This is a genomic window from Streptomyces sp. NPDC101776, assembly GCF_044766845.1.
In the GTDB taxonomy this organism is placed as follows: domain Bacteria; phylum Actinomycetota; class Actinomycetes; order Streptomycetales; family Streptomycetaceae; genus Streptomyces.
On record NZ_JBIWMV010000027.1, the window covers coordinates 71,437 to 93,145 of the forward strand.

A 21,709-nucleotide genomic window follows, 5' to 3' on the forward strand; every position below is an offset into this window, starting at 1 on the left:
CTTCGCTTCCTTGAAGAAAAGAGGAGGGGCAGAAAGGGGCAGAAAGGGGTGGGGCGGGGGCAGGGCGGGGGTCAGGCGGCGGGGCCGAACCAGCGCTCCAGCGCGGCCGTGAGACCGCCGGGGCCGGCGCCGGCGGGCGCGGCCCAGGCGACGTAGCCGTCGGGGCGCACGAGGATGCCGTCCGCGCCGGCCGGGCAGTCGAACTCGGCGGCGAGCACCTCGACGCGGTCGCGCCAGCCGGCCGCCGCCGCGGCCAGGCCCCTGCCGCCCAGGTCGAGCAGGACGGGGCGGCCGGCGTGCAGCAGGGTGAGGCTGGAGGTCTTCTCGCCGTCGAGGACCACCTCCCGCTCCGGCAGGCGCCGGCCCAGCAGGGGGTGCTCGCCGTCGCCGACGTCGTGGCGGATGTCGAGGCCGGTGACCATGCCGGCCAGGTGGCGGCGCACCGGCTCGTGGCCGGTGACGAGTTCGGCGAAGACCTCCCGCAGCGGGGCGACCTCCTCGCCGCCCAGGTAGAGGGTGCGCTGGGCCAGGGTGTTGGTCAGGATGCGGGCGGCGACCGGGTGGCGCTCGCTGTGGTAGGTGTCCAGCAGGCCCTCGGGGGCGCGGCCCTTGATGTCCAGGGCCAGTTTCCAGCCGAGGTTGACGGCGTCCTGCACTCCCGCGCTCATGCCCTGCGCGCCGATGGGCAGGTGGATGTGGGCGGCGTCGCCGGCGAGCAGGACGCGGCCCTTGCGGTAGGCGGCGGCCTGGCGGCTGACGTCGGTGGTCGAGGACACCCACAGCGCCCGTGCGCCGGACAGGTCCTCGCCCGACAGGCGCTGGAAGGCCTCGCGGACCTCCTCGAAGGTGATCGGGTCCGTACTCGTGCGCAGCGGCTGGGCCCGGTCGTAGTAGATGATGCGGCTGCTGTCGGGGCCCAGCGGCATCACCATGACCATGCCGCCGCTCACGTGCTCCCCGCTGAAGCGGGGGCGCAGCCGCACGCCGCTCACGTCCGCGAAGCGCAGTTCGAGGGTGGGTTCGGTGCCCGGGAAGTCGATGCCGGCGAGGGTGCGGACGGTGCTGCGGGCCCCGTCGCAGCCCACCACGTAGCGGGCGGTGAGCTGTTCGGGGCCGGCCGCGCCCTGCACGAGGACGCGTACCGTGTCGTGGTCCGTCTCCAGTGCGGTGACCTCGCTGCCGCGGCGTATCTCGGCGCCCAGTCCCACCGCCCAGTCGCCCAGGACGGCCTCGGTGCGGGCCTGCGGGATGCCGCGCGCGCCGAACGAGCCGCCCTCGATGACCCGGTAGTCCAGCGGCACGCCGCCGAAATGGCCGACGGGAATGGTCGAGACCTCGCCGAACAGCTCGATGAGACCACGCTGTGCGAATTCCTCGACGGTCCGTGCCGAGAATCCCAGCGCACGCGACTGCCGCATGGGATCCGTCAATTTGTCCAGCACGATCACCGAGACTCCATTGAGCCTCAGTTCGCCCGCGAGCATGAGTCCGGTGGGACCGGCTCCCACCACGATGACGTCCGTGTCACAGAAGTTCATATGCCCTCTTCCCACTGGTGTTCCGCCAGTATCACGAGGGGTCCGGGCGGCCGTGAAGAGGGTTCGGTACAGGTCTTCGGACATGAATGTGAGAAATACGCAGGCTATGTCAGATCTTTGTCAGGACCGCCTGGACCGCTTGCCGGGAGCAGTGTCCGGTGCAGCATTCTCAGGCATGACTTCCACCCGTATCCGCCCCGCAGCAGAAACCGCCGAAGAAACCGCCGAAGAAACCACGGAAGAAACCGCAGCAGAAAACGTAGAAGAAACCGCAGCGGATTCCGGTGCGGAACCGGAGGCCGAAACCGGCGGCCGCGCCGCGCGCGAGCGGATCGCCGACCTGGTCGAGCGCTACTTCCTCTCGCTCGACGACCCGGACGAGGAACTCGACGACGCGTGGGCGGCCGCCCTGTTCACCGGCGACGCCCTCGTCGCGTTCCCGATGAGCCGGCACGAGGGCGCCGCGGGCCTGCCCGCCTACCACCGCGCGGCGCTGTCGGCGTTCGCGGCCACCCAGCACGCCGGCTCGCGGGCCGTGGTCGTGCTGGACGGCGAGCGGGCCACGCTGCGCGCCAACCTGATCTCCACCCACGTCCACCACGCGCGCAACGCCCGCCCCCAGGGGGATCTGCCGCCGCTCCTGGCGACCGGCACCTTCGTCGACGGCGAGGCCCGGCGCACCCCGCGGGGATGGCGGCTGTCGCGGCTGTCGTTCCGGCTGCTGTGGGCGGACGGCTCCCCGCCCCCGGCCGCCCCACCGGGCGGGCGGGAGCCGGTCAGAGGTTGAGGCTGAGGACCCGCTCCACCGTGATCTCGATGACCACCCGGCCGGGCGGGGCGGGCGGGGCCGTCCGGTAGCGCCCGGCATACAGCCGGGCGCCCAGGGCCACCCGCCCGGGGTCGGCGACGACGACGGCGGTGCCCTCCAGCGTGGCCCAGACGAAGCCGTCCACCTGGCACAGCGCCACCTGGCCGCCCGGCCCGGCCAGCAGGTTGCGGGCCTTGCGCGAGGAGGCCACCGTCAGCACCCGGGCCAGGCCGGCGGCCGCGTCCCAGGTGAACCGCACGGGTGCCACGTGCAGCGTCCCGTCGGGCCGCACGGTGGTGAACGCGGCGACGTGCCGCGCATCGCCGAGGAACGCCTCCAGTGCGGCGGACGCCACCACGGCGGCCGGGCGGCGCTGCTTCGAGGGCGGCATCCTGTACGTCCTTCACGTCCGGAGGGGAACGCGGCCCACCCGTCCGCGGGCCGCGCGGTACGGGGAGCCCGGCGGCTCCCCTCGGGCCGCGCCCGAGCACCGCCGGGCCGCGGCACGCACAGGCGGTGCTCGGGCGGCACAGGCGGTTCACGCGCGGCCGCGGCTGCGGCCGCGGCGGCGGTGTCAGTCGATGCTGCGGACGATGGTCGCCCCGTCCTCGTCCTCGTCCGTCCCGGCCAGCCGCAGCGGCGGCGCGGCCGGCGCCGGCGCGAACACCGCCGTCCCCGCCGTCCCCGCCGTCCCCGTCTTCCCCAGCCCGCTCCCGCGCGGTCCGCTCTCCCACCGGCCGGCCTCCCGGAGCCCGCTCTGCCGGAATCCGCCGCGCCGCACCCTGTCCGAGCCGTCGTCCATGGGTCCTCCCTCGTGGTCGATCACCCCAGAATGTCAACGACCGCTCAAGACCCGCTCGACGGCGGGGCGAGGGCTACTGGACGCCTCGTCGGGCGCGGGCGGAGCGCGCCGGCGGTGCACCGCCCGCGGCGGGCGGCGGGGCGACGCGGGGCAGCTCGTCGCCGCCGAGCACGTCCAGCACCTCGGCGACGGTCCCGCTCCCGCCGACGGCGGGCAGATGACGCAGCAGCCGGGCGCACTGGGCGATCAGCAGGTCCGCGTCGGCGTCGGAGATCCGGGCCCGGTCGTACAGGGCGGCCAGGGTCAGCGAGCCGTCGGCGCCGTGCCGTGCGCGCAGGGCCAGCGGCAGCAGGGGGTGCGCGCCGCCGGCGTGCCGGGGCCCGAAGCGGATGCCGGCGTCGCGGAGCCGGGCCCGCAGGCCGGCGGGGACGGGCGGGGCCGCCTCCACCGAGACCAGGCTGTCCAGCAGCCGGGCGCCGGCGGGGCGGCCGGTCAGCTCGTGGATCTGCGCGGTGGAGACCCATTCGTAGGCCGCCATGTCCAGCGCCTGGTCGCGCAGGGTCGCCAGCAGCCGGCCCATCGGATGGGCGGGGTCGACCCGCACGGCCATCGGGAGGCAGGTGCGCACCGGTGCGACCAGGCGTTCCACGGCGTCCAGGGCGATACCGCGCCCGGAGACGGTGATGCCGAAGCCCACCGGGGCGGGGCCGGGCGCCCGCGCCGCACGGTAGAGCAGCAGCGCCCACACGGCGTGCAGCACGCTGGAGTCCGGCAGGGCGTGCGCGGCCGCCCAGCGGTGCAGCAGGCCCGCCTCGGCGGCGGCCAGCCGCGTCTCGGCGCGGCCGCATCCCTTCTGCCGGGTGCCGGGACCGGGCCGCGCGGGCAGCACGACGGGCGCGGCCACCGCCGCGGCCCGGCCGAAGAAGTCCCGGGCCGCGGCGGTGTCCTGGCGCTCCAGCCAGCGCGCCCAGTCGCGCAGGTCGGGCCGGCGCTCGCCGCCCGGCAGCACGCCGCCGGCGAGGTAGGCCCGGCCGAACTCGTCCAGCAGCACGTACACGCTCCAGGCGTCCAGCAGCCCGTGGTGGAAGGTGAGCAGCACCCGGGTGGCGTGCGCGGCCGCCGGGGCGGGCCGGCCGGCGAGGTCGACGAGGGTGACGCGCAGCGGGCCGGGGCGTCCCACGTCGAAGCCGCGCAGCCGGTCGCGCTCCAGCAGGTCGTCCCAGTCGACGGTGCCCGCCCGGTGGCGTACGACCTCGGCGCGGGCGTGTTCGTGGAAGACGACGCGCGGGCGGGGGCCGTGTTCGAAGGCGGCGCGCAGAATCGTTTCCCGGTCGACGACGGACTGCCAGGCGGCGGTGAAGCGGTCGGTGTCCAGCGGTCCGTGCCAGCACCACCACACCTGTTCGACGTGGCGTCCGGTGTGCCGGTGCGCGTGGGCGTCGGACAGCAGGTCGTGCTGCTGCCGGGTCACCGGCACGAACGGCCGCGCAGGACGCCGGGGCGCCGCCGGGCGGCGGCCGGTACGGATGCGCACACGGCGCCGGCGGCTCGGCCTCGCCATGTCCCGTCCTCCTCCAGGTCACTGCCTCCTGCCGGCCCCGGCCGCAGGTCACCGGGGCCGTGCAGAGCCCCCGCCCCTCAGGGGCGTGGCGCTCCGGGGCACATCGTGCAGGAGTCCTCCGTCACCGCCCTGACACCGTCCTGACCCGGCTCGACGGCCGCTCGCGGACCCCTGGGACGGATCCCGGACGGGGCCGGCGGGGCGGGGCCGTGGACGGGGGCAGGGGGCCGCGGGGCAAAGGGCCGGGGGCAGGGGCGGGGGGCCGCCGGGCAAGGGGCCGGGGGGGCCGGGGCAGGGGCAGGGGCGGGGTCAAGAGGCGAGGTCAACAGGGCGGAGGTCAAGGGGCGGAGGTCAGGAGGGCGGGGATCAGGAGGGCGGGTCGTGGGCGGGGCGGGTCATCACGGACAGGAAGCCCGGATCGAGCATGGTTCTCACGGAGGTGTCGCCGGCGGTGTTCAGGCCCGCGTCGTGGCAGGCCGTGCTGAGCAGGTAGCGGTCCAGGACCGAGCGGGTGGCGAAACCCCACTCCCCGCGGCTGGCGGCGCTGCCGTCGGGGGCCAGCAGCCTGCCGCCCCGGCTGAAGCCGAACTCCGTGAAGCTCAGCCGCAGCCCCTGCCCCAGCGCCTTGGTGTAGGCCTCCTTGAGCGTCCACAGCCGCAGGGTGCGCGCGGTCCGTTCGGCCTCGGGCAGGGCGGCGAGTTCCGCGGCCTCGGCGGGGGTCAGCATCCGGGCCTCCAGCAGGTCCAGCCGCACGAGACGGTCGGCGAACTCCACGTCCACCCCGATCCGGCCGATACGGCTGATGCCCACCGCGATGACGTCGCCGGTGTGGGTCAGGCTCAGTTCGATCTGGTCCAGGCCCCGCAGATAGGGCCGCCCGCCCAGCCGGTAGGCGAGGTCGAGGTGCTCGGGGGCGGTGTCCAGCGCGGCGCCCGCCGTGTGCTTGATGAGGAGGCGGGCCGCCGCGAACCGGTAGCGCACGACCGGGTCGCGGGTGCGGCGGTAGCGGTTCCAGTCGTGGCCGAGCAGGTCGCGCAGCCTGGGGTGGGTGAGCATGCTGGGCAGCCACTCGCTCCACGTCGTGTAGACCAGCGCGTTGCCGCGCCGGGCGAGGTTCTCCCGCACCCCCTTCCAGGGGCCGGCCGGCCGCGGCACGTGAAGGGGCGGCGCGCATCTGACCCGGTCCATCGTCTCCCTGTCTCTCGTCCCGGCCGGCCCGTGTGCCCGGCCGGCCGCCGTGCCCGGCGGCGGGGGCCGCCGGTCTGCCGCACCGGGTGCCTCAGCCGGCCACCGGTGTCGCGTACAGGTCGAGGCTGCGGCCGGTGCGGCAGCGTTCCAGCACCTGTGCCAGCACCGCCTGTTCGGCCTCGGCGGGCACCTCGGGCACCGCCGCGCCGAGCCGGCGGGCGATACGGCCCAGCGCCAGCACCGCCCAGGCGGGGTCCTGCAGGAAGGAGTCGGTGCCGGCCCGGCCCTCCCAGACGCCGAGGCAGGCGGCCGCGGCCAGGACCAGGGCGTAGCGGTCGACCAGGGCGCACGCCTGCGGGTCGAAGGCGGTGGGGTCGGCCGGGGACAGCGCCGCGCAGCGGGTGCGCAGGAGGCGCAGTTCCCCGACGAAGATCTGCGCGAGCTCGGCGAGCGCGGCGTGCAGCGGGCCGTGCGAGCGGTGGCCCTCCAGCCGTCCGGCGGCGGCGACGAGGGTCGCCGTGAGCAGGTCGTCGGTGCCCGAGTGCGTCAGGCGGCGGGCGTCGAACGGCGGCAGCGGGGCGCCGGGCAGGAACAGTTCGGCGGGCGGTTCGGGGCTGCGGAACCAGGTGGTGCGGGCCAGCGCGGGCAGCTGGGGCACGAGCACCGCCTGGCACACGGCCGTGCCGGAGTGGCCGAGGCCGGCCACCGGCAGGTCGCGGGCGAGTTTCTGGAAGCTGCCGTTGAGCGGGCCGCGGTCGTAGCCGCGGGCGCCCAGCACGGTGGCCAGTTCCTCCAGGTCCTCGCGCAGCAGGTCCGGCATCGTGTACTTGACGGCCGCCGCCAGCAGGTAGGCCTGCTGCGGCAGCAGGCTCAGCGCGCGCAGTCCGGTGACCGCCATCGCGTCGCAGGCCAGCAGGTCCGCGAAGACCCCGGACAGGGTGCGCCGCCAGCGGCGGGCGGGCCGGTGCTGGGGGCGGTGCTCGGCGGCCGCGCGGACGGCCTGGCGCAGCACGCTGTCCACCGCCGCCAGCACCGTGCCCGGGATCAGGCAGTGGCTGACCTGGAAGCTGCGCAGCGCCAGGGACACGCCCTCGCCGACCGTGCCGACCACGGCGCTGTCGGGAAGGAGCGCGCCGGAGATGTCCAGGCCGCAGAAGCGGGCGCCGCGCATGCCGGGCGTCGCCACCCGGGCGCCCGGGCGCACCGTGCCGGCCGCGGGCGGGAGCGGGCCCAGCAGCAGCACCGAGTGGCTGGCGGGGCCGTCGTGCGCCGAGGTGCGCGCGTAGGTGACGAACACCTGCGTGCGGTCGGCGTTGATGACGGCGTCCTTGCGGCCGTTCAGCAGGAAACCGCCGCCGGGCGCGCGGGTCGCGGTCAGTTCGTTGCGCAGGATGGCATTGGCGTGCGCCACCTCACGGTGCACGATCGAGACCCGGCCGCCCTCCAGCAGCACCCTGGCCAGGGTGGTGCGCTGGGCGTGGTCACCCGCGGTCCACACCGAGGAGGCGGCGAACAGCGAGGTGATGCCGAAGCCGTAGCCCAGGGCGAGGTCACGGCGGAAGACCGGACGCAGCACGCGGGCCAGCCGCTCCAGGTCGGTGAGGTCGCCGCCGGCGTCCTGCGGGACGAACTCGCCGCCCAGCCCGTCCCGCGCCAGCAGCGCCTCGGTGGCCTCGGGGACGGCCCGGTCCTCATCGGCCCGCAGCAGCGCCAGGTAGCCGTGCGGGTTGCCCGCCTCGAAGGGGTCGCCGAGCGCCGCCTCCAGCCGGGCGGCCCGGGCGGGTTCGCCGCCCGGGCGCGCGGCGGCGGGTGCGCCTTCGCCGGCCGGCCGCGCGCCGGCCCGTGCCTGCGCGCCCGGGCCCGGGCCGGGGGCGGGGGCGGGCTTCACAGGACCCGCACCGCGCCGGCGGCGTGCCGTACGGCGTGCTGCAGCACCAGCAGGCAGTCCCGGCCCAGTTCGTCGCGCACGTGCCGGCCCGCCGCGGCCAGGCCGGCCTGCCCGCCCGCCGCGCCGGCGACGGTAGCGGCGGCGTCCTCGCGCAGCAGCACGTCGTGCCGGGCGGTGAGGGTGACCCCCCTCTCGTCGGGGGTCAGCGACCACTCGCCGGTGTGCGCGGCCAGCAGCGGGGAGGTCAGGGTCTGCTTGTAGACGAGCCGGCCCGCGGCGGGGAAGCAGATGCGGACCGACTCGGTGCGGTGCGCGCCGCCGTCGGCGCCGAGGCTGTCCATCGCCATCACCTGCACCCCCGCGGTGTCCTCCACCAGGTCCAGGGCGCGTACGTGCGGCAGCCGGCCGGGCCAGTCCTCGGCCCGGTAGAGGAAGTCGAAGACCACCTCGGCGGGGCCCTTGAAACGCACGGTGTCCTCGAAGGACAGCACCAGCTCGTCCAGCCGCGTCCAGCACGCGGCGAGCTGGGCCAGCCGGTCCAGCTGGGCGCGGCTGTTGGCGCGGGTGACGCGCTCCACCCAGGCCACGTCGGCGGGCACGTCCCCGATGACGGTGAACGTGTGCTCCAGCACCACCCGGCAGCGGTCGCCCAGCGGCCGCACCGTCCACACGCCGCTCATCGACTCGACGGGGGCCTCGGTCAGATCCTGGTGAAACGTCACGCGCCGCCGCCCGACGTCCAGTTCGCGCCGGGAGACCCAGGAGGCGATCGTGCCGCCGGCGGTGGCCCACATCCGCAGCCGTTCGCGGCTGCCGTCGAAGTCCAGTTGCTCCACGTGGACGCAGGGCTGGAAGAACAGCGGCCACCGGGTGGCGTCCGCGATCAGCCCGTACAGCACGCCGGCCGGCGCCGCGACGGTCACCTCCGAGACCATCCGGTGCACTCGCGCATCCGACATCTTCACGCCCCCTCCATCACCCACGTCACCCACGTCACCCACTCCGGCCGCATCACCGCCGGTCCGGTCGGTCCGGTCGGTCCGGTCGGTCCGGTCGGTCCGGTCGGTCCGGTCGGTCCGGTCGGTCCGGTCGCCGGGAGCGGCAGGTACCGCACCGGTGTCCCCCACGCCGGTGCGGCGCGTGCCGCCGTCCCTCACCCGGTGCGGCCCGGGCCCCGCCGGCCTCCCTTTCCGGTACGTCCCCGCCGCCGGCGACGCCGTGGCCGGCGGCCGTGGTGTTGATCCTGTCCGGAAACGCTCGCGGCCGGACCGGGCCGTACTCGGGCCCTACCGGAGCGGTACGGGCCGCCGCGCTGCGGGCCGTATCGGTGGGGCGTACCGGTGGGGCGGCGGTCCTCCTGCGGGCGGGGGGGGGCCGCCCCCGCGCCCGGCGCCCGCTCAAGCCCCGCCCCAGCGCCGGCCGAGGACTCCTGGGGCGCTGCGCCGCACAGTGATCCGCAGGCCCGCGTGCCCGCCCCCGGCCGACGGGGACCGCCAGGACCGCCAGGACCGCCAGGGCGGCCGCCCCGGCCAAAACAAAAGCAGGAGCAGGAGCAGCAGGAGGGGAGTCTTCATGAGGGGACGGCGATGAGCGACAGCTTCCTCCCGTACCGGTACATGCGCGGCGTGTGGGACGGCCTGGCCGCGCTCGGGCTGCTGCCCCCGTTCGGAGACGGGCACCCGCCGTGGCACGGGGTGCACGGCCCGGACCGCTCCGGCCCGAGGGAGGCGGCCCTGCCGCCGCACGCACCGCACCGCACGCACCGGCGGGGCGGGCGGGGCTCAGCGGCCTGACGCGTCCCGCGGCTCAAGACGGTCGAGTCGGTCGAGACAGCTGAGTCGGTCGAGTCGGTCGAGTCGGCTGAGCAGGTCCTGCTGTTCCTGGGTCAGCCGTTCGACCCGGCGGCGCAGCCAGGCGATCTCCTCGCGCAGCAGTCCCACGTCCGCGGTGGCGCCGGCCGTCCCGCCGTCCCCGGCCGGTGCCGGGACGGTGGCCGGCGCGGCGGGGTCGTGCTGCGGCCGCGGCGCCGGGCGGTGTGCGGCGGGAGACAGGTGGCGCGCCGGGAGGCGGGAGGGGCCTGCGCTGCGCGGGCCGGGGTCCTGGTGCAGGATCGCCTGCCTGCGGCCGCGCAGCGCGGGGCCGGGCTCGATGCCCAGGTCGTGCACGAGCCGGTGACGCGCCCGCTCGTAGGCGACGAGGGCCTCCGCCTGCCGGCCGCATCCGTGCAGCGCGGTCATCAGGAGTTCGTAGAACCGCTCCCGCAGCGGGTGGGCGAGGGTCAGTTCCTCCAGTTCGCCGGTGATCTCGCCGCCGCGGCCCGCGCGCAGGCACGCGTCGTAGAGGGTCTCCTTCGCCGCCAGCCGGCTCTCCTCCAGCAGTGCGGCCTCCGCCGTGCAGATGGCGCCGCGGCCGCTGCCCTCCAGGGCCGCGCCGCGCCACAGTGCCAGCGCGCCGCGCAGGACGTCGGCGCAGCGGGCGGGGTCGGTGGCGGCCAGGGCCCGGCCCTCGGCGGCCAGCCGGGCGAAGCGGCGTGCGTCGGTGTCGGTGTCGGTGTGTTCCAGTCGCAGCACGTAGCCGGTGGGGCGGGTCACCAGCCACTCGTGATGCGGGCGGCCCGCTCCCGGCGCGGGCCGGGGCAGCAGCCGGCGCAGCCGGGCGACGTGGGCCTGCAGGGCGTTGGCGGCGTTGGCCGGCGGGTGCTCGCCCCACAGTTCGTCGACGAGGCGGTCGGCGGGCACGGCCTGGCCGGCCTTCGCCACGAGCGCGCCGAGCAGGGCGCGCTGCTTGGCGCCCGTGGGCACGATCGGCAGATCGGCGCGGCCGACGTATATCTGCGCGGAACCCAGAATCCGAAACTCCATCTCAGCCTCGCAGCAAAAGATTCGACGAGTCCCCGGCACGCTAGCCGCCGCGCGTGCGGAATGCGGGATTCACCAACCGTCCGCAGGGCCCTGTGGAGTGATTCTCCAGGGAATTTCAGGTGCCGCCCGGCGCCGGCGCCGGCCGGCGAGGACCCGTGCCGCGCAGGGGCATCCGGCAGAAAGCCGCCCCGCGCAGGACGTCGGCGCAGCGGGCGGGGTCGGTGGCACCGGGGGCGGCCGGGTGCCCCGGCGGTGGCGCCCCGGCCCGGAGGCCGGCTGCGCGGCGCGGTGCGGGTCGGGTCGGGTCGGCCGTCGGCTCCTGCCGCGTGCACCGGCAGGTCGCGGACGCCGTTCCCGTACGGTCCCCGCGGCCCGCCAGCGGCTTTTCGAAAAGCCGCTGGAGAAATGCTTGATTCCGTCTCGCGGGCGCCTGTGCGGAAGCAGCAGCCCCCCTCGTAACTGAACAGCGGAACCGACAGGAGAATCCGGGAGAGGACACTATCTGGAAAATCGATCGCGCCTCTGAACCGACGGCCGAAGAAACCGCACGGAGGAAAGATGAACATAAATGTGCTGGGTTCACTTAATGCCGAAGTGAATGGAATGTCCATTGTCCCGACCGCGGGGAAGCCCCGCCAGATCCTGGCTCTGCTGGCGCTCTACCCGGGCCGGGTGGTGCCGGTGCCCACCCTCATGGAGGAGGTCTGGGGCACCGAGCTGCCGCAGAGCTCGCTGACCACGCTGCAGACCTACATCCTGCAGCTGCGCCGCATGCTGGGCACCGCCATGGGCCCGGACGTACCCGGTTCGGCCAAGGACGTGCTGGCCACCCGGTACGGCGGCTACCTGCTGCAGATCCCCGCCGAGGCGGTCGACGTGTACCGCTACGAGCGTCTGCTGGCCGAGGGCCGCCAGGCGTTCGAGCACGGCGAGGACGCGCAGGCGGCCGCGCTGCTGCGGGAGGCGCTCGATCTGTGGGAGGGCCCGGCGCTGGTCGACGTGCGGGTCGGGCCGATCCTCGAGATCGAGGTGATGCGGCTGGAGCAGAGCCGGCTGGTCGCCCGGGAACGCCGTATCGACGCGGACCTGCGGCTGGGGCGGCACGTCGAACTGATCGCCGAGCTCAGCGACCTGGTCGCCCGTCACCCCCAGCACGAGGGGCTGCACTCGCAGGCCATGGTGGCGCTGTACCGCTCGGGCCGGCAGGCGGGCGCGCTGGGCGTCTACCGGCGGCTGCGCCAGCGCCTCATCGACGAACTCGGCGTGGAGCCCTCCCCCCAGCTGCAGCGGATGCACCAGGCGATGCTCGCCGTCGACCCGCGCCTGGACATCATCGCCGGCCCGCGCCGCACCTCCACCTTCGACCTGTACGCGGCGTGACCCGTGCGGGGCGGGAGAGGAGGGGCGGGGCCGCGGGAGCGGGCCGGTTGTGCCCGCCCCTCCTCTCCCGCCGCACGCCCGTCCGCGCCGTACGGCCGCGCCGCGGCGGGCCTGGCGGCTGCCCGCGGCGCCCGGTGCCTTCCGCTTGCCTTCCGCGCCCGTGAGGGTGTGTGTGCTTCCTGCTTGCCGGGTGCCGGGGCGGTGCAGCGGGGCGGCGGGGCGGGGGCGGGTCGAGCGGCGCGCGAGGTGCGGCGGCCAGGCTCGTGGCGCGGGCGGATGTCGTGGGCCGCGCGTGGGCACGCCGTACGACGGCGGCGTGGGACGCAGTTCTCCCAGGAGGGTGACGGATGGCTTCCCGGACGGAGGGCGGGCAGGCGGCGGGCGGGCGGATCACGCTGCACTGCCTGGCCCATGCGGGCGCGGGCGTGGTCAGCTACCGGCGCTGGCCCGGGGCGGTGGGGCCGGCCGTCGACGTGGTCGCCCATCCGCTGCCGGGCCGTGGCAGCCGGCGGCGTGAGCAGCGGGTCACCGACCGCGCCGGGCTGCTCGCCGATCTGCTGCCGGCGCTGGTGAGTTCGGCGCGCCAGGGGCCGTACGCGCTGTACGGGCACAGTCTGGGCGCGCTGGTCGCCTACACGCTCACCCGGGCGCTGGCCGGCGCGGGCGCGCCGGCGCCCCTGTTCCTCGCGGTGGGCGCCTGTCTGCCGCCGCACGTGGCGACCGCGCTGGTGTCCGCGGCCGACCTGCCCGACGAGGAGCTGCTGCCGCTGCTGGGCGGGCTGGGCTCGCTGCCGCGGGGGCGGGCGGCCTCGCCGGGCGGGCTGTGGCGGCGCAGTGTCCTGCCGGTGCTGCGCGATGACCTGCGGCTGGCCGGATCGCTGCGCACGGCCGCGCTGGACGCGGCCACCGGCGGGCCGGTGGACTGCCCGGTGCTCGTCTTCGCCGGCCTTAAGGACCCGCTGGCCGCGCCCGGCTCGCTGGGGCACTGGCAGCAGTGGGCCACCGGGCCGATCGAGCGGCACACCATCGCCGGGGACCACTTCTTCGCCGACACGGCCGAGCTGCCGCGGCTGGTGGGCCGCGCCTGCCGGGAGCACGCGGGCGCGCGGACGCGGGGAGGGCACCGGTGAGACGTGCCGTGATCACCGGGGTGGGGGTGGTCGCCCCCGGCGCCGTGGGCCGGGAACGTTTCTGGTCGCTGCTGACCTCGGGCCGCACCGCGACCCGCCCCGTCACCCTCTTCGACGCGGCCGGCCACCGTTCCCGCGTCGCCGCCGAGGTCGACTTCGACGCCGGCGCGCACGGTTTCACCGCCGCCGACACCGAACGCCTGGACCGGGCCGCGCAGTTCGCCCTGGTCGCCGCCCGCGAGGCCGTCGCCGACAGCGGGCTGGACGGCAGCGGCGACCCGCTGCGGCGGGGGGTGAGCCTGGGTACCGCGGCCGGCTGCACCACCAGCCTGGCCACCCAGTACGCCCTGCTCAGCGACTGCGGCCGGAACTGGGCCGTGGACCACACGCCGGCTTCCGCCTGCCTGTACGACTACTTCGTGCCCAGCTCGCTGGCGGCCGCCGTGGCGCGGGAGTGCGGCGCGCAGGGACCGGTCAGCCTGCTCTCCAGCGGATGCACGTCGGGCCTGGACGCGATCGGCCACGGCGGCGAGCTGATCCGGGAGGGCAGCGCCGACGTCGTCGTCGCCGGCGCCACCGAGGCGCCGATCTCCCCGATCATCATGGCCTGCTTCGACCGGCTGCGGCTGACCTCGCGCCGCAACGAGGAGCCGGACAGCGCCTCGCGGCCCTTCGACCGCACCCGTGACGGGTTCGTGCTCGGTGAGGGCGCGGCCGTCGTGGTCCTGGAGGAGCTGGAGCACGCCCGCCGGCGCGGCGCGGACCCCTACGCCGAGCTGGCCGGGTTCGCCACGCACAGCAGCGCGCACCACATGACGGGGCTGCGGCCGGGCGGCGAGGAGATGGCCCGGGCCATCTCGGCGGCGCTGGACGGGGCCCGGCTCAACCCCGTCGACATCGACTACGTCAGCGCGCACGGCGCCGGGACCCGCAACAACGACCGGCACGAGACGCACGCCCTCAAGGCCGGCCTGGGCGAGCACGCCCACCGTGTCCCGGTCAGTTCCATCAAGTCGATGATCGGGCACGCGCTGGGTGCCGCCGGGGCCCTGGACGTGGCGTCCGGCGCGCTGGCCGTCCGGCACGGCACGGTGCCGCCGACCGCCAATCTGCACGAACCGGACCCGGCCTGCGACCTCGACTACACACCGCTGTTCGCCCGCCGGCACCCCACCGCCGCGGTGCTCGCCCTCGCCAGCGGATTCGGCGGCTTCCACAGCGCCACCGTGCTGGCCCGCCCCCGGCTGCGGGAGACGGCATGACCGCCCCGCCCCCAAAACCCGCGCCACCGCCACAGGCGGCACAGGCGGGAGGAGCAGGAGGGACGGAAGGAGCGGGAGGGGCGGGAGGGGGCGGGAGGGGGGTGCGGCGGGCCCTGGTCACCGGCATCGGCGTGGCCGCGCCCAACGGGCTGGGGGCGGCCGCGTGGTGGCGGGCGGTGCTCGCGGGCCGCAGCGGGCTGGGCCCGATCACCCGCTTCGACGCGTCGCGCTATCCGGTGCGCATCGCCGGCGAGATCGACGGCTTCGTCGACGAGGAGCACGTGCCCGGCAGGCTGCTGCCCGCCACCGACCGGGTCGCGCGCCTCGCGCTCGCGGTGGCCGCGGAGGCCCTGGCCGACGCGAGCGCCGACGCGCGGACGCCGTCCGCGCACGGGGCGGGTGTGATCACCGCGAGTTCGGCCGGCGGCAGCGAGTTCTGCCAGCGCGGGCTGGCGGCCCTGTGGGCCAGGGGCGCCCGGCACGTCAGCGCCTACCAGTCGCTGGCCTGTTTCCACGCGGCCGCAACCGCGCAGATCTCCATCCGGCACGCGCTGCGCGGGCCGGGCTCGACGATCATCAGCGAGCAGGCGGGCGGCATCGACGCGCTCGCCCGCGCCCGGCGCTGGATCGGCCAGGGCACCGACCTGGTGGTCACCGGCGGGGTCGACTCGATGCTGTGCCCGTGGGCGTGGGCCGCGCACCTGGCGGACGGCCGGCTCAGCCCGCGGGCGGATCCCGCCCGCGCCTACCTCCCCTTCGACGCGCAGGCGTGCGGCCACGCGGTGGGCGAGGGCGGGGCGCTGCTGGTGGTGGAGGACGCCGCGGCGGCCGCCCGGCGCGGGGCGGCCGGCTACGGCTTCGTCGCCGGCTGCGCGGCCACCTTCGACGGCGCGGACGGGCCCCGGCTGCGGGAGGCGGCCGAACTGGCCCTGGCGGACGCCTCGATGAGCGCCGGCGACATCGGTGCGGTCTTCGCGGACGGGGCGGGCGAACGGGCCGCGGACCGGGCCGAGAGCGCCGCCCTGTGCGCCCTGTTCGGCCCCCGGGGCGTGCCGGTCACGGTACCCAAGTCGATGACCGGACGGCTGGGCGCGGGCGGTTCCTCCCTGGACCTGGCGGCCGCCCTGTTCTCCCTGCGGGACGGCGTGATACCGCCGACCACCGGCACCCGCGCCGCCGCCCCCGACTGCCCCCTGGACCTGGTCACCGGCACGCCGCGCGAACTGCCCGGCCTGCACACCGCCCTGGTACTGGCCCGCGGCCGCGGCGGCTTCAACGCGGCAGCCGTGGTGACCACCACGCCACTCCCCCAGCCGTAACCACCGGGCCGAAGGCCGGAGGCGGAGGCCGGAGGCGGAGGCCGGAAGCCGGAAGCCGGAAGCCGGAGGCGGAGGCCGGAGGCGGAAGCCGGAGCCGGAAGCCGGAGGCGGAAGCCGGAAGCCGGGGCCGGAAGCCGGGAGCAGGAGGCGAGGGGCCAGGGCGGGGCACGGTCCCGGGCGCCGCCGACACGGGCCGGGCCTGCCGGCGGGTCCGGACTGCCGGCGGGTCCGCGCAGTCGCGCACCGGCCCGCAGCGCTGCGGGCCGGTGCGCCCGCGTACGGGGCCTCCGCCCGCCGCGCGCGCCGGCCGCGGGCCGCCCGGACGGGGTGCGGGGTGCGGGGCGCGGGGTGCGGGTGGCGGGTGGCGGGGTGCGGGTGGCGGGTGGCGGGTCAGGTTGTGCGGGCGATGAGCCGGCCGCTGCCGCCCGTCTGCTCGCGGCCGCCCGCGGCGGGGGCGGTGTCGGGGCGGGCCATGAGGATGGAGCGCTGCAGGCGGCTGAGGGCCGACGAGGGCTCCAGGCCCAGTTCCGCGACGAGGACGGTGCGCAGCCGCCGGTAGACGTCCAGGGCCTCGCCGCGCCGGCCCGCGCGGTGCAGGGCGAGCATGAACTGGCCGTGCAGGCTCTCGTGCATCCGGTGCTGGTTGACCAGCACCGTCAGCTCCGGCAGCAGCTCACGGTGGCGGCCCAGGCGCAGGTCGGCGTCGATGCGCTGGGCCAGCGCGCACAGCCGGGCCTCCTCCAGCCGCCGGGCCTCCATGACGATGTGGCTGCCGGCCTGGATGCCGGTGAGGGCCGGCCCGTTCCACAGCGCGAGCGCGTCGGCCAGGCGACGGGCCGCCCCCGCGTAGTCCTCGGCGTCCATGGCCCGGTAGCCGGTGCCCGCACGGCACTCGAACTCGCGGTAGTCCACCGGCCCGCCCCGCGTCTCCAGCCGGTAGCCGCCCGGCACGGTGGCGAGGATGTCCTTGGCACCCAGCCGCTCGTCCTCCCCCGCGGCCAGCGCCGCGGTGATCAGCTCGCGCAGCTGCAGGATGTAGGTCTGCAGGGTGGTGCGCGCGCTGCGCGGCGGGCTCGCCCCCCACAGCTCCTCGACCAGCGCGGCCACCGGGACCACCTGGTCGGCGTGGAGGGCCAGCAGGCCCAGGACCCGCCGCGGTTTCGGGGCCGTCGGCACGATCGACACACCGTTCTCGCGCACTGCCAGCGCGCCCAGCACTTCGATGTCCACTCTCTCCCCCACCTTGTCACCACGGGAAGCAGGTACTTGGCCTGCGCGCCTCCGCCGCCGGGGCCCGGGCCGTCACGGCACCAGGACCCTACGATAAAAAAACAGCAGGGTCGGTTTGTCAATACCCGGCCATGTCCGCACCGGCGGGAGCATGCATATCCGGCCACATTCCGGCCGCCCGGACCCGGCGCGGCCTCCCCGGCGGAAAGCGGAATCCACGGCTCCCGCCTCGGGTTTCACCGCGGGGGAACGGTCCCGACCGGGGGCGGGAAAGCGCCAGGCCGGCGGCCCGTGACGGCCCGGGACCGTCCGGGACGGCATGGCCGGAAAGACATGTCCGCCCCGGCCGCACGGAGCAGCTCCGGCGGCCGGGGCGGACAGGGCACCAGGAAATAACAGACCAGCGGGTCTTCAAAGGCGGGGAGGGAGTCCCGCGGCGTCGAGGTCGGCGCGCAGCGCCGCCGCGGCGAGGGTGGGCAGCAGCAGCAGCCAGAACTGGGTGATCACCGGCCGTGACAGCCACACCGTGTCCCGCGAGCCGAGCACCTCGAAGCCCACCGTCGCGGCCACCACGGCGCGCACGGCGCCGGCCGGCGTGACGCCCGCCCGCAGCTCGCCGCGGGCCGCGGCGCGCCCCACGGCCTCCTCGACCCAGGCCCGCCAGTGCGCGCGCACGTCGGTGCGCGGGGCGCGGGCCGCCTCGCCGCTGAGCTGGAAGCCGGCCCGCAGCACCGCGTCCTCGCGCAGCTGCCGGGCCAGGTCGTGCGTCACGTCGATGAGCTGCTGCAGCCGGCCCGCCCCCGCGCGCGGCGCCCGCCCGGTGACGGCCTGCAGGGTGCGCACGGCGGACTCCTCCACGGCCGCCGCCAGGGCCGCCTTGCCGGCGAAGTGGAAGTGCAGCGCCCCGCTGCTCACCCCGGCCCGCGCGCTGATCACCGCGAGCGAGGCGGCGGTGAACCCCTGCCCGGCGAAGACCTCGGCCGCCGAGAGGATCAGGGTGTCCCGGGTGCGCGCCGCACGTTCCTGCTTGACCATCGATGCTCCGTCACTGAGGGGGATTGCCGTGCTTGCGGGAGGGCGTCTCGGCATGCTTGGTGCGCAGCATCGCCAGCGACGCGACGAGCGCCTCGCGGGTGCCGGCCGGGTCGATGACGTCGTCGACCAGTCCGCGCTCGGCCGCGTAGTAGGGGTGCATCAGCGCGGACCTGTACTCCTCCACCAGGCGCTCCCGCATCGCCCCGGGATCCTCGGCCGCGGCGATCCGGCGGCGGAAGATGACGCCTGCGGCGCCCTCGGCGCCCATCACCGCGATCTCGTTGGTCGGCCACGCGAAGGTCAGGTCGGCGCCGGTGGACTGGCTGTCCATCACGATGTAGGCGCCGCCGTAGGCCTTGCGCAGGATCAGCGAGATCCGCGGCACGGTCGCGTTGCAGTAGGCGTAGAGCAGCTTCGCGCCGTGCCGGATGATCCCGCCGTGCTCCTGGTCCACCCCCGGCAGGAAACCGGGCACGTCCAGGAGGGTGACGAGCGGGATGCTGAACGCGTCGCACATCTGGACGAACCGGGCCGCCTTCTCGCTCGCCGTGATGTCCAGCACCCCGGCCAGGGTCTGCGGCTGGTTGGCGACGATGCCCACGACCTGCCCGCCGAGGCGGGCCAGCGCGCAGATGATGTTGCGGGCCCAGCGCTCGTGGACCTCCAGGTACTCGCCGTCGTCGACGATCTCCCCGATGACCGCACCCATGTCGTAGGGCCGGCTGCCGTCGGCCGGCACCAGGTCCGCCAGGGCCGGCGAACGCCGCCCGGGCGGGTCGGTGCACGGCACGTCCGGCGGCCCGGTGCGGTTGTTCTGCGGCAGCAGCGACAGCAGGTAGCGCACCTCCGCCAGGCAGGTCTCCTCGTCGTCGTAGGCGAAATGGCACACCCCCGACGTCTCGGCGTGCACGTCCGCGCCGCCCAGCCCGTTCTGCGTGATCTCCTCGCCGGTCACCGCCCGGACCACGTCCGGACCGGTGATGAACATCTGCGAGGTCCCCCGCACCATGAACACGAAGTCGCTCAGCGCCGGGCTGTAGGCGGCGCCGCCCGCACAGGGGCCGAGCATCACCGAGATCTGCGGGATGACACCCGAGGCCCGGGTGTTGCGCCGGAAGATGCCGCCGTAACCGGCCAGCGCGCTCACCCCCTCCTGGATACGGGCACCGGCGCCGTCGTTGAGCGAGACCAGCGGGGCACCCGCCGCGAGAGCCATGTCCATGATCTTGTGGATCTTCGTGGCATGGGCCTCGCCCAGCGCACCGCCGAAGATCCGGAAGTCATGCGCGTACACGAACACCGTGCGGCCCTCCACCGCGCCCCAGCCGGTGATCACACCGTCCGTGTACGGCCGGTTGTCCTCCAGCCCGAACCCGGTCGCCCGGTGCCGCCGCAGCTGCTCGACCTCCCGGAAGGACCCGGCGTCCAGCAGCAGAGCGATCCGCTCCCGGGCGGTCAGCTTCCCCCTGGCATGCTGCGCCGCCGTCGCCCCCTCCCCCGGACCGGCCAGCGCCCGCTCCCGCACCGCCGCCAGCCCGGCCGCCCGCTCACCCGCCCCCCGCCCAGGCACGGGCACGGGCACGGGCACGGGCAGCACGTCCTGCTCCTGCACAGCACTCACAGCGTTCCCCTTCCTCACAGCGCGGCCGGGACAATCCCCCCACGCTAACAAACCGGATGCGTGGTTTACATGGAGGGGCCGGAGACGCACGCACCGAATCAGCCACGGCCCAGCGCTCCGCCGGCCTGCCGCTCCCCCGCTCCGCCGGCCTGCCGCTCCGCCGCTCCGCCGGCATGGCGCTCCGCCGGTACTGCGCTCCGGCGGCCTGGCGGTCCGGCGGTGTCAGCGCCAGGCGCCGGGGGGCCGGTGGGCCGCGGCCCGCTCCCCGCGGCACCACGACGGGAGGGGCGGGGCGGCGCCCCTCCCGTCGTGGTGCCGGACTCCGTCCGCGCGCGCGGCCAGCACCGCACACAGCACCGCGGCGAGCGCGGCCAGCTCCCGCGGGCCCGCCTGCCCGCGCTCCACCCGAAGTACGCTCTGCGCACCGCTCATCCGGCCGTCCCCCATTCCCCGCACGTTCCCCGCGCGTGCCGCCACGCTCCGCCGGCGCGCTCGAGGAGCGCTCTCGCCGTGCTCGAGACCCGGCCTCCCGCCGTCCCGGGCGGCGGGGCGGACGGCGGGCGGACGGCCGCCCGGGGCGGCGGGAGGCGCACCGCGGCACGGTGCACGGCGGGGAGCGGGGAGGGACGCGCGGTGCCGCGGTTTCGGCCATCCGGCACGGAGCGGGTTCCTCCACATCCCGTGCCCCCGGAAGCCCGGATACCCCTAGAAAGAAAACCGAGTGGTATGTATCTTCGGGTGGTCCGAGGACCTCATCATCCGATTCATCCCGATCTCGGCCCAGGGGGAACCATGTCCGCGCACACGTTCCACGCCGAACGCCCGGCCCGCACCCGGCCCGCCACCGCCGCCGCACCCGCACCCGCCGGCCGCCCCGCCTTTGGCCACCCGTCCCTGACGACCACCGTCCCCAAGGAGTTCGTCCACCGCGCCAGCATCGCCGAAGTGCTGCTGACCGACTGGCAGCGCACCGGCGAGGACCGCTTCACGGTGAGTGCCCAGTGGCCGCGCGGACACTCCTTCTTCACCCCCGTCGAGGACCGTCACGACCCGCTCATCGCCGCCGAAACGATCCGCCAGAGCGGGCTGCTGCTCGCCCACGCCGAGTTCGCGGTGCCCCTCGACCACAGCTTCGTCATGCACGACCTCACCCTCACCGTCGACCCGGCCCACCTCCTCGTCGGCCACGCACCCGCCTCGCTCGCCATCGACGTCGCCTGCTGCGACATCACCCGCCGCCGGGGCCGGCTGGCGTCCCTGCGCTACCGCACGGTCCTGCGCCGCGCAGGACACGTCGTCGCGACCGGCGACGCCTCCTGCGCCTGCACCCCGCCGGCCGTCTACCGCCGGCTGCGCGGCGAACGGCACCGCACCACCCCGCCCCTGCCCCTCACCGCACCCACCGCACCCCAGACCGTCGGCCGCACCTCCCCCACCGACGTCGTCCTCACCCCCCTGGCCGAGCCCGGCACCTGGCAGCTGCGCGTGGACACCCGCCACCCCGTGCTCTTCGACCACCCCGTCGACCACATACCGGGCATGCTGCTCCTCGAAGCCGCCCGCCAGGCCACCTCCGCCTGCCTGGGCCGCCCCAGCCCGCCCCTGTCCCTGTCCACCGCCTTCACCAACTACGCCGAACTGGACGCCCCCTGCCGCATCACGGCCCGCCGCGTCCCCGCACCGGACCACACCCCACACGAAACCGTCCTCATCACCTGCCACCAGAACGACCGGCCCGTCTTCCACTCCACCGTCACCGTCGCAACACCCACCGCCTGACCCACTCCCTGACCCACCCCCAGCCCACCCCGCACACAGGAGCCGGCACGGGCCAGACGGGCCAAGCAGGCCGAGCGGGCCAGGCGGGCGGCCGGCGCCGGGGAGACAGAGGCCGAGAAGGACCACAGACCCGGAAAAAGCAGGAGCCAACCAGACAGGAGCCAGGGCGGGCCGGAGGCCGGGAAGAGGAAACAGAGACAGAGAGCCGGAGGCCGGGAGCCGGGGACCGGGGGCCCGGAAGGGGAGACAGGGGCCCGGGGGCGCAGACCCAGGCAAACGGGGCCGCGCAGGCGGGAGCCGGGGCGTG

Annotated in this window: 19 protein-coding genes; 7 read left to right on the forward strand and 12 right to left on the reverse strand. The window is 76.0% G+C overall.

Annotation, left to right across the window (positions count from 1 at the left end):
- Window positions 1–71: 71 nt before the first annotated feature.
- Window positions 72–1,538, reverse strand: coding sequence for an FAD-dependent monooxygenase (locus tag ACIRRY_RS46155; RefSeq protein WP_403985421.1), 1,467 nt, complete (start codon window positions 1,536–1,538; stop codon window positions 72–74).
- A gap of 175 nt (window positions 1,539–1,713) precedes the next feature.
- Here ACIRRY_RS46155 and ACIRRY_RS46160 point away from each other — a divergent pair, with 175 nt between their 5' ends.
- The gene (locus ACIRRY_RS46160; protein WP_403985423.1) at window positions 1,714–2,325 is read left to right on the forward strand and encodes a nuclear transport factor 2 family protein; all 612 of its coding nucleotides are present in this window, start codon (window positions 1,714–1,716) and stop codon (window positions 2,323–2,325) included.
- On the opposite strand, the gene ACIRRY_RS46165 is transcribed toward ACIRRY_RS46160, so the two are convergent.
- The 6 genes from ACIRRY_RS46165 to ACIRRY_RS46190 form a co-directional block, all read right to left on the reverse strand.
- Window positions 2,315–2,737 (reverse strand): pyridoxamine 5'-phosphate oxidase family protein, encoded by a 423-nt coding sequence (locus ACIRRY_RS46165; RefSeq protein ID WP_403985425.1) that lies wholly within the window; start codon window positions 2,735–2,737, stop codon window positions 2,315–2,317. The genes ACIRRY_RS46160 and ACIRRY_RS46165 overlap by 11 nt on opposite strands.
- A 183-nt stretch (window positions 2,738–2,920) precedes the next feature.
- A complete protein-coding gene (locus ACIRRY_RS46170; RefSeq protein ID WP_403985427.1) occupies window positions 2,921–3,148 on the reverse strand; it encodes a hypothetical protein in 228 nt (75 codons plus the stop codon).
- Window positions 3,149–3,221: 73 nt separating this feature from the next.
- Entirely contained in the window at window positions 3,222–4,709 is a 1,488-nt protein-coding gene (locus ACIRRY_RS46175; protein WP_403985429.1) for a condensation domain-containing protein, read from the reverse strand.
- A gap of 366 nt (window positions 4,710–5,075) precedes the next feature.
- Complete coding sequence (locus ACIRRY_RS46180) at window positions 5,076–5,897, reverse strand: 4'-phosphopantetheinyl transferase family protein (RefSeq protein WP_403985431.1); 822 nt, start codon at window positions 5,895–5,897, stop codon at window positions 5,076–5,078.
- A 91-nt stretch (window positions 5,898–5,988) separates the two neighbouring features.
- Complete coding sequence (locus ACIRRY_RS46185) at window positions 5,989–7,785, reverse strand: acyl-CoA dehydrogenase (protein ID WP_403985433.1); 1,797 nt, start codon at window positions 7,783–7,785, stop codon at window positions 5,989–5,991.
- A complete protein-coding gene (locus ACIRRY_RS46190) occupies window positions 7,782–8,744 on the reverse strand; it encodes an aromatase/cyclase (protein WP_403985435.1) in 963 nt (320 codons plus the stop codon). The genes ACIRRY_RS46185 and ACIRRY_RS46190 overlap by 4 nt, the downstream gene beginning before the upstream one ends.
- A 627-nt stretch (window positions 8,745–9,371) precedes the next feature.
- On the opposite strand from ACIRRY_RS46190, the gene ACIRRY_RS46195 reads away from it, so the two are divergent.
- Window positions 9,372–9,578: a hypothetical protein gene (locus tag ACIRRY_RS46195; RefSeq protein WP_403985437.1), complete on the forward strand. Its 207-nt coding sequence runs from the start codon at window positions 9,372–9,374 to the stop codon at window positions 9,576–9,578.
- On the opposite strand, the gene ACIRRY_RS46200 is transcribed toward ACIRRY_RS46195, so the two are convergent.
- Entirely contained in the window at window positions 9,567–10,646 is a 1,080-nt protein-coding gene (locus ACIRRY_RS46200) for a BTAD domain-containing putative transcriptional regulator (RefSeq protein WP_403985439.1), read from the reverse strand. The two genes, ACIRRY_RS46195 and ACIRRY_RS46200, sit on opposite strands and share 12 nt — an antisense overlap.
- 558 nt (window positions 10,647–11,204) lie before the next feature.
- On the opposite strand from ACIRRY_RS46200, the gene ACIRRY_RS46205 reads away from it, so the two are divergent.
- From ACIRRY_RS46205 to ACIRRY_RS46220, 4 genes are all read left to right on the forward strand, one after another.
- Window positions 11,205–12,026, forward strand: coding sequence for a BTAD domain-containing putative transcriptional regulator (locus tag ACIRRY_RS46205; RefSeq protein ID WP_403985441.1), 822 nt, complete (start codon window positions 11,205–11,207; stop codon window positions 12,024–12,026).
- A 347-nt stretch (window positions 12,027–12,373) separates the two neighbouring features.
- Window positions 12,374–13,156 (forward strand): thioesterase II family protein, encoded by a 783-nt coding sequence (locus tag ACIRRY_RS46210; RefSeq protein ID WP_403985443.1) that lies wholly within the window; start codon window positions 12,374–12,376, stop codon window positions 13,154–13,156.
- Window positions 13,153–14,418 carry a beta-ketoacyl-[acyl-carrier-protein] synthase family protein gene (locus ACIRRY_RS46215; RefSeq protein WP_403985445.1) on the forward strand — a complete coding sequence of 422 codons (1,266 nt, stop codon included), beginning with the start codon at window positions 13,153–13,155 and terminating at the stop codon, window positions 14,416–14,418. Before ACIRRY_RS46210 ends, ACIRRY_RS46215 begins: the two co-directional genes overlap by 4 nt.
- Before the next feature lie 101 nt (window positions 14,419–14,519).
- On the forward strand, window positions 14,520–15,737 hold the full coding sequence (locus tag ACIRRY_RS46220) for a beta-ketoacyl synthase N-terminal-like domain-containing protein (RefSeq protein ID WP_403985447.1): 1,218 nt from the start codon (window positions 14,520–14,522) through the stop codon (window positions 15,735–15,737).
- 390 nt (window positions 15,738–16,127) lie between these two features.
- Here ACIRRY_RS46220 and ACIRRY_RS46225 read toward each other — a convergent pair whose 3' ends face one another.
- The 4 genes from ACIRRY_RS46225 to ACIRRY_RS46240 all read right to left on the reverse strand — a co-directional run bounded on the left by ACIRRY_RS46225 (window position 16,128) and on the right by ACIRRY_RS46240 (window position 20,055).
- Window positions 16,128–16,967, reverse strand: a complete 840-nt coding sequence (locus ACIRRY_RS46225) for a BTAD domain-containing putative transcriptional regulator (RefSeq protein WP_403985449.1) — start codon at window positions 16,965–16,967, stop codon at window positions 16,128–16,130.
- Between the two features lie 411 nt (window positions 16,968–17,378).
- Entirely contained in the window at window positions 17,379–18,002 is a 624-nt protein-coding gene (locus tag ACIRRY_RS46230; protein ID WP_403985451.1) for a ScbR family autoregulator-binding transcription factor, read from the reverse strand.
- A 10-nt stretch (window positions 18,003–18,012) separates the two neighbouring features.
- Window positions 18,013–19,578: an acyl-CoA carboxylase subunit beta gene (locus tag ACIRRY_RS46235; RefSeq protein WP_403985507.1), complete on the reverse strand. Its 1,566-nt coding sequence runs from the start codon at window positions 19,576–19,578 to the stop codon at window positions 18,013–18,015.
- A gap of 267 nt (window positions 19,579–19,845) precedes the next feature.
- Complete coding sequence (locus ACIRRY_RS46240; RefSeq protein ID WP_403985453.1) at window positions 19,846–20,055, reverse strand: acyl-CoA carboxylase epsilon subunit; 210 nt, start codon at window positions 20,053–20,055, stop codon at window positions 19,846–19,848.
- A gap of 360 nt (window positions 20,056–20,415) precedes the next feature.
- On the opposite strand from ACIRRY_RS46240, the gene ACIRRY_RS46245 reads away from it, so the two are divergent.
- Window positions 20,416–21,402, forward strand: a complete 987-nt coding sequence (locus tag ACIRRY_RS46245; protein ID WP_403985455.1) for a ScbA/BarX family gamma-butyrolactone biosynthesis protein — start codon at window positions 20,416–20,418, stop codon at window positions 21,400–21,402.
- Window positions 21,403–21,709: the final 307 nt, after the last annotated feature.

Excerpts from the sequence above, each read along its gene's own strand:
- ACIRRY_RS46155 (WP_403985421.1), bottom strand. The coding sequence starts at position 1,538 with ATGAACTTCTGTGACACGGACGTCATCGTGGTGGGAGCCGGTCCCACC.
- ACIRRY_RS46160 (WP_403985423.1), top strand. The coding sequence starts at position 1,714 with ATGACTTCCACCCGTATCCGCCCCGCAGCAGAAACCGCCGAAGAAACC.
- ACIRRY_RS46165 (WP_403985425.1), bottom strand. The coding sequence starts at position 2,737 with ATGCCGCCCTCGAAGCAGCGCCGCCCGGCCGCCGTGGTGGCGTCCGCC.
- ACIRRY_RS46170 (WP_403985427.1), bottom strand. The coding sequence starts at position 3,148 with ATGGACGACGGCTCGGACAGGGTGCGGCGCGGCGGATTCCGGCAGAGC.
- ACIRRY_RS46175 (WP_403985429.1), bottom strand. The coding sequence starts at position 4,709 with ATGGCGAGGCCGAGCCGCCGGCGCCGTGTGCGCATCCGTACCGGCCGC.
- ACIRRY_RS46180 (WP_403985431.1), bottom strand. The coding sequence starts at position 5,897 with ATGGACCGGGTCAGATGCGCGCCGCCCCTTCACGTGCCGCGGCCGGCC.
- ACIRRY_RS46190 (WP_403985435.1), bottom strand. The coding sequence starts at position 8,744 with ATGTCGGATGCGCGAGTGCACCGGATGGTCTCGGAGGTGACCGTCGCG.
- ACIRRY_RS46195 (WP_403985437.1), top strand. The coding sequence starts at position 9,372 with ATGAGCGACAGCTTCCTCCCGTACCGGTACATGCGCGGCGTGTGGGAC.
- ACIRRY_RS46200 (WP_403985439.1), bottom strand. The coding sequence starts at position 10,646 with ATGGAGTTTCGGATTCTGGGTTCCGCGCAGATATACGTCGGCCGCGCC.
- ACIRRY_RS46205 (WP_403985441.1), top strand. The coding sequence starts at position 11,205 with ATGAACATAAATGTGCTGGGTTCACTTAATGCCGAAGTGAATGGAATG.
- ACIRRY_RS46210 (WP_403985443.1), top strand. The coding sequence starts at position 12,374 with ATGGCTTCCCGGACGGAGGGCGGGCAGGCGGCGGGCGGGCGGATCACG.
- ACIRRY_RS46230 (WP_403985451.1), bottom strand. The coding sequence starts at position 18,002 with ATGGTCAAGCAGGAACGTGCGGCGCGCACCCGGGACACCCTGATCCTC.
- ACIRRY_RS46240 (WP_403985453.1), bottom strand. The coding sequence starts at position 20,055 with ATGAGCGGTGCGCAGAGCGTACTTCGGGTGGAGCGCGGGCAGGCGGGC.
- ACIRRY_RS46245 (WP_403985455.1), top strand. The coding sequence starts at position 20,416 with ATGTCCGCGCACACGTTCCACGCCGAACGCCCGGCCCGCACCCGGCCC.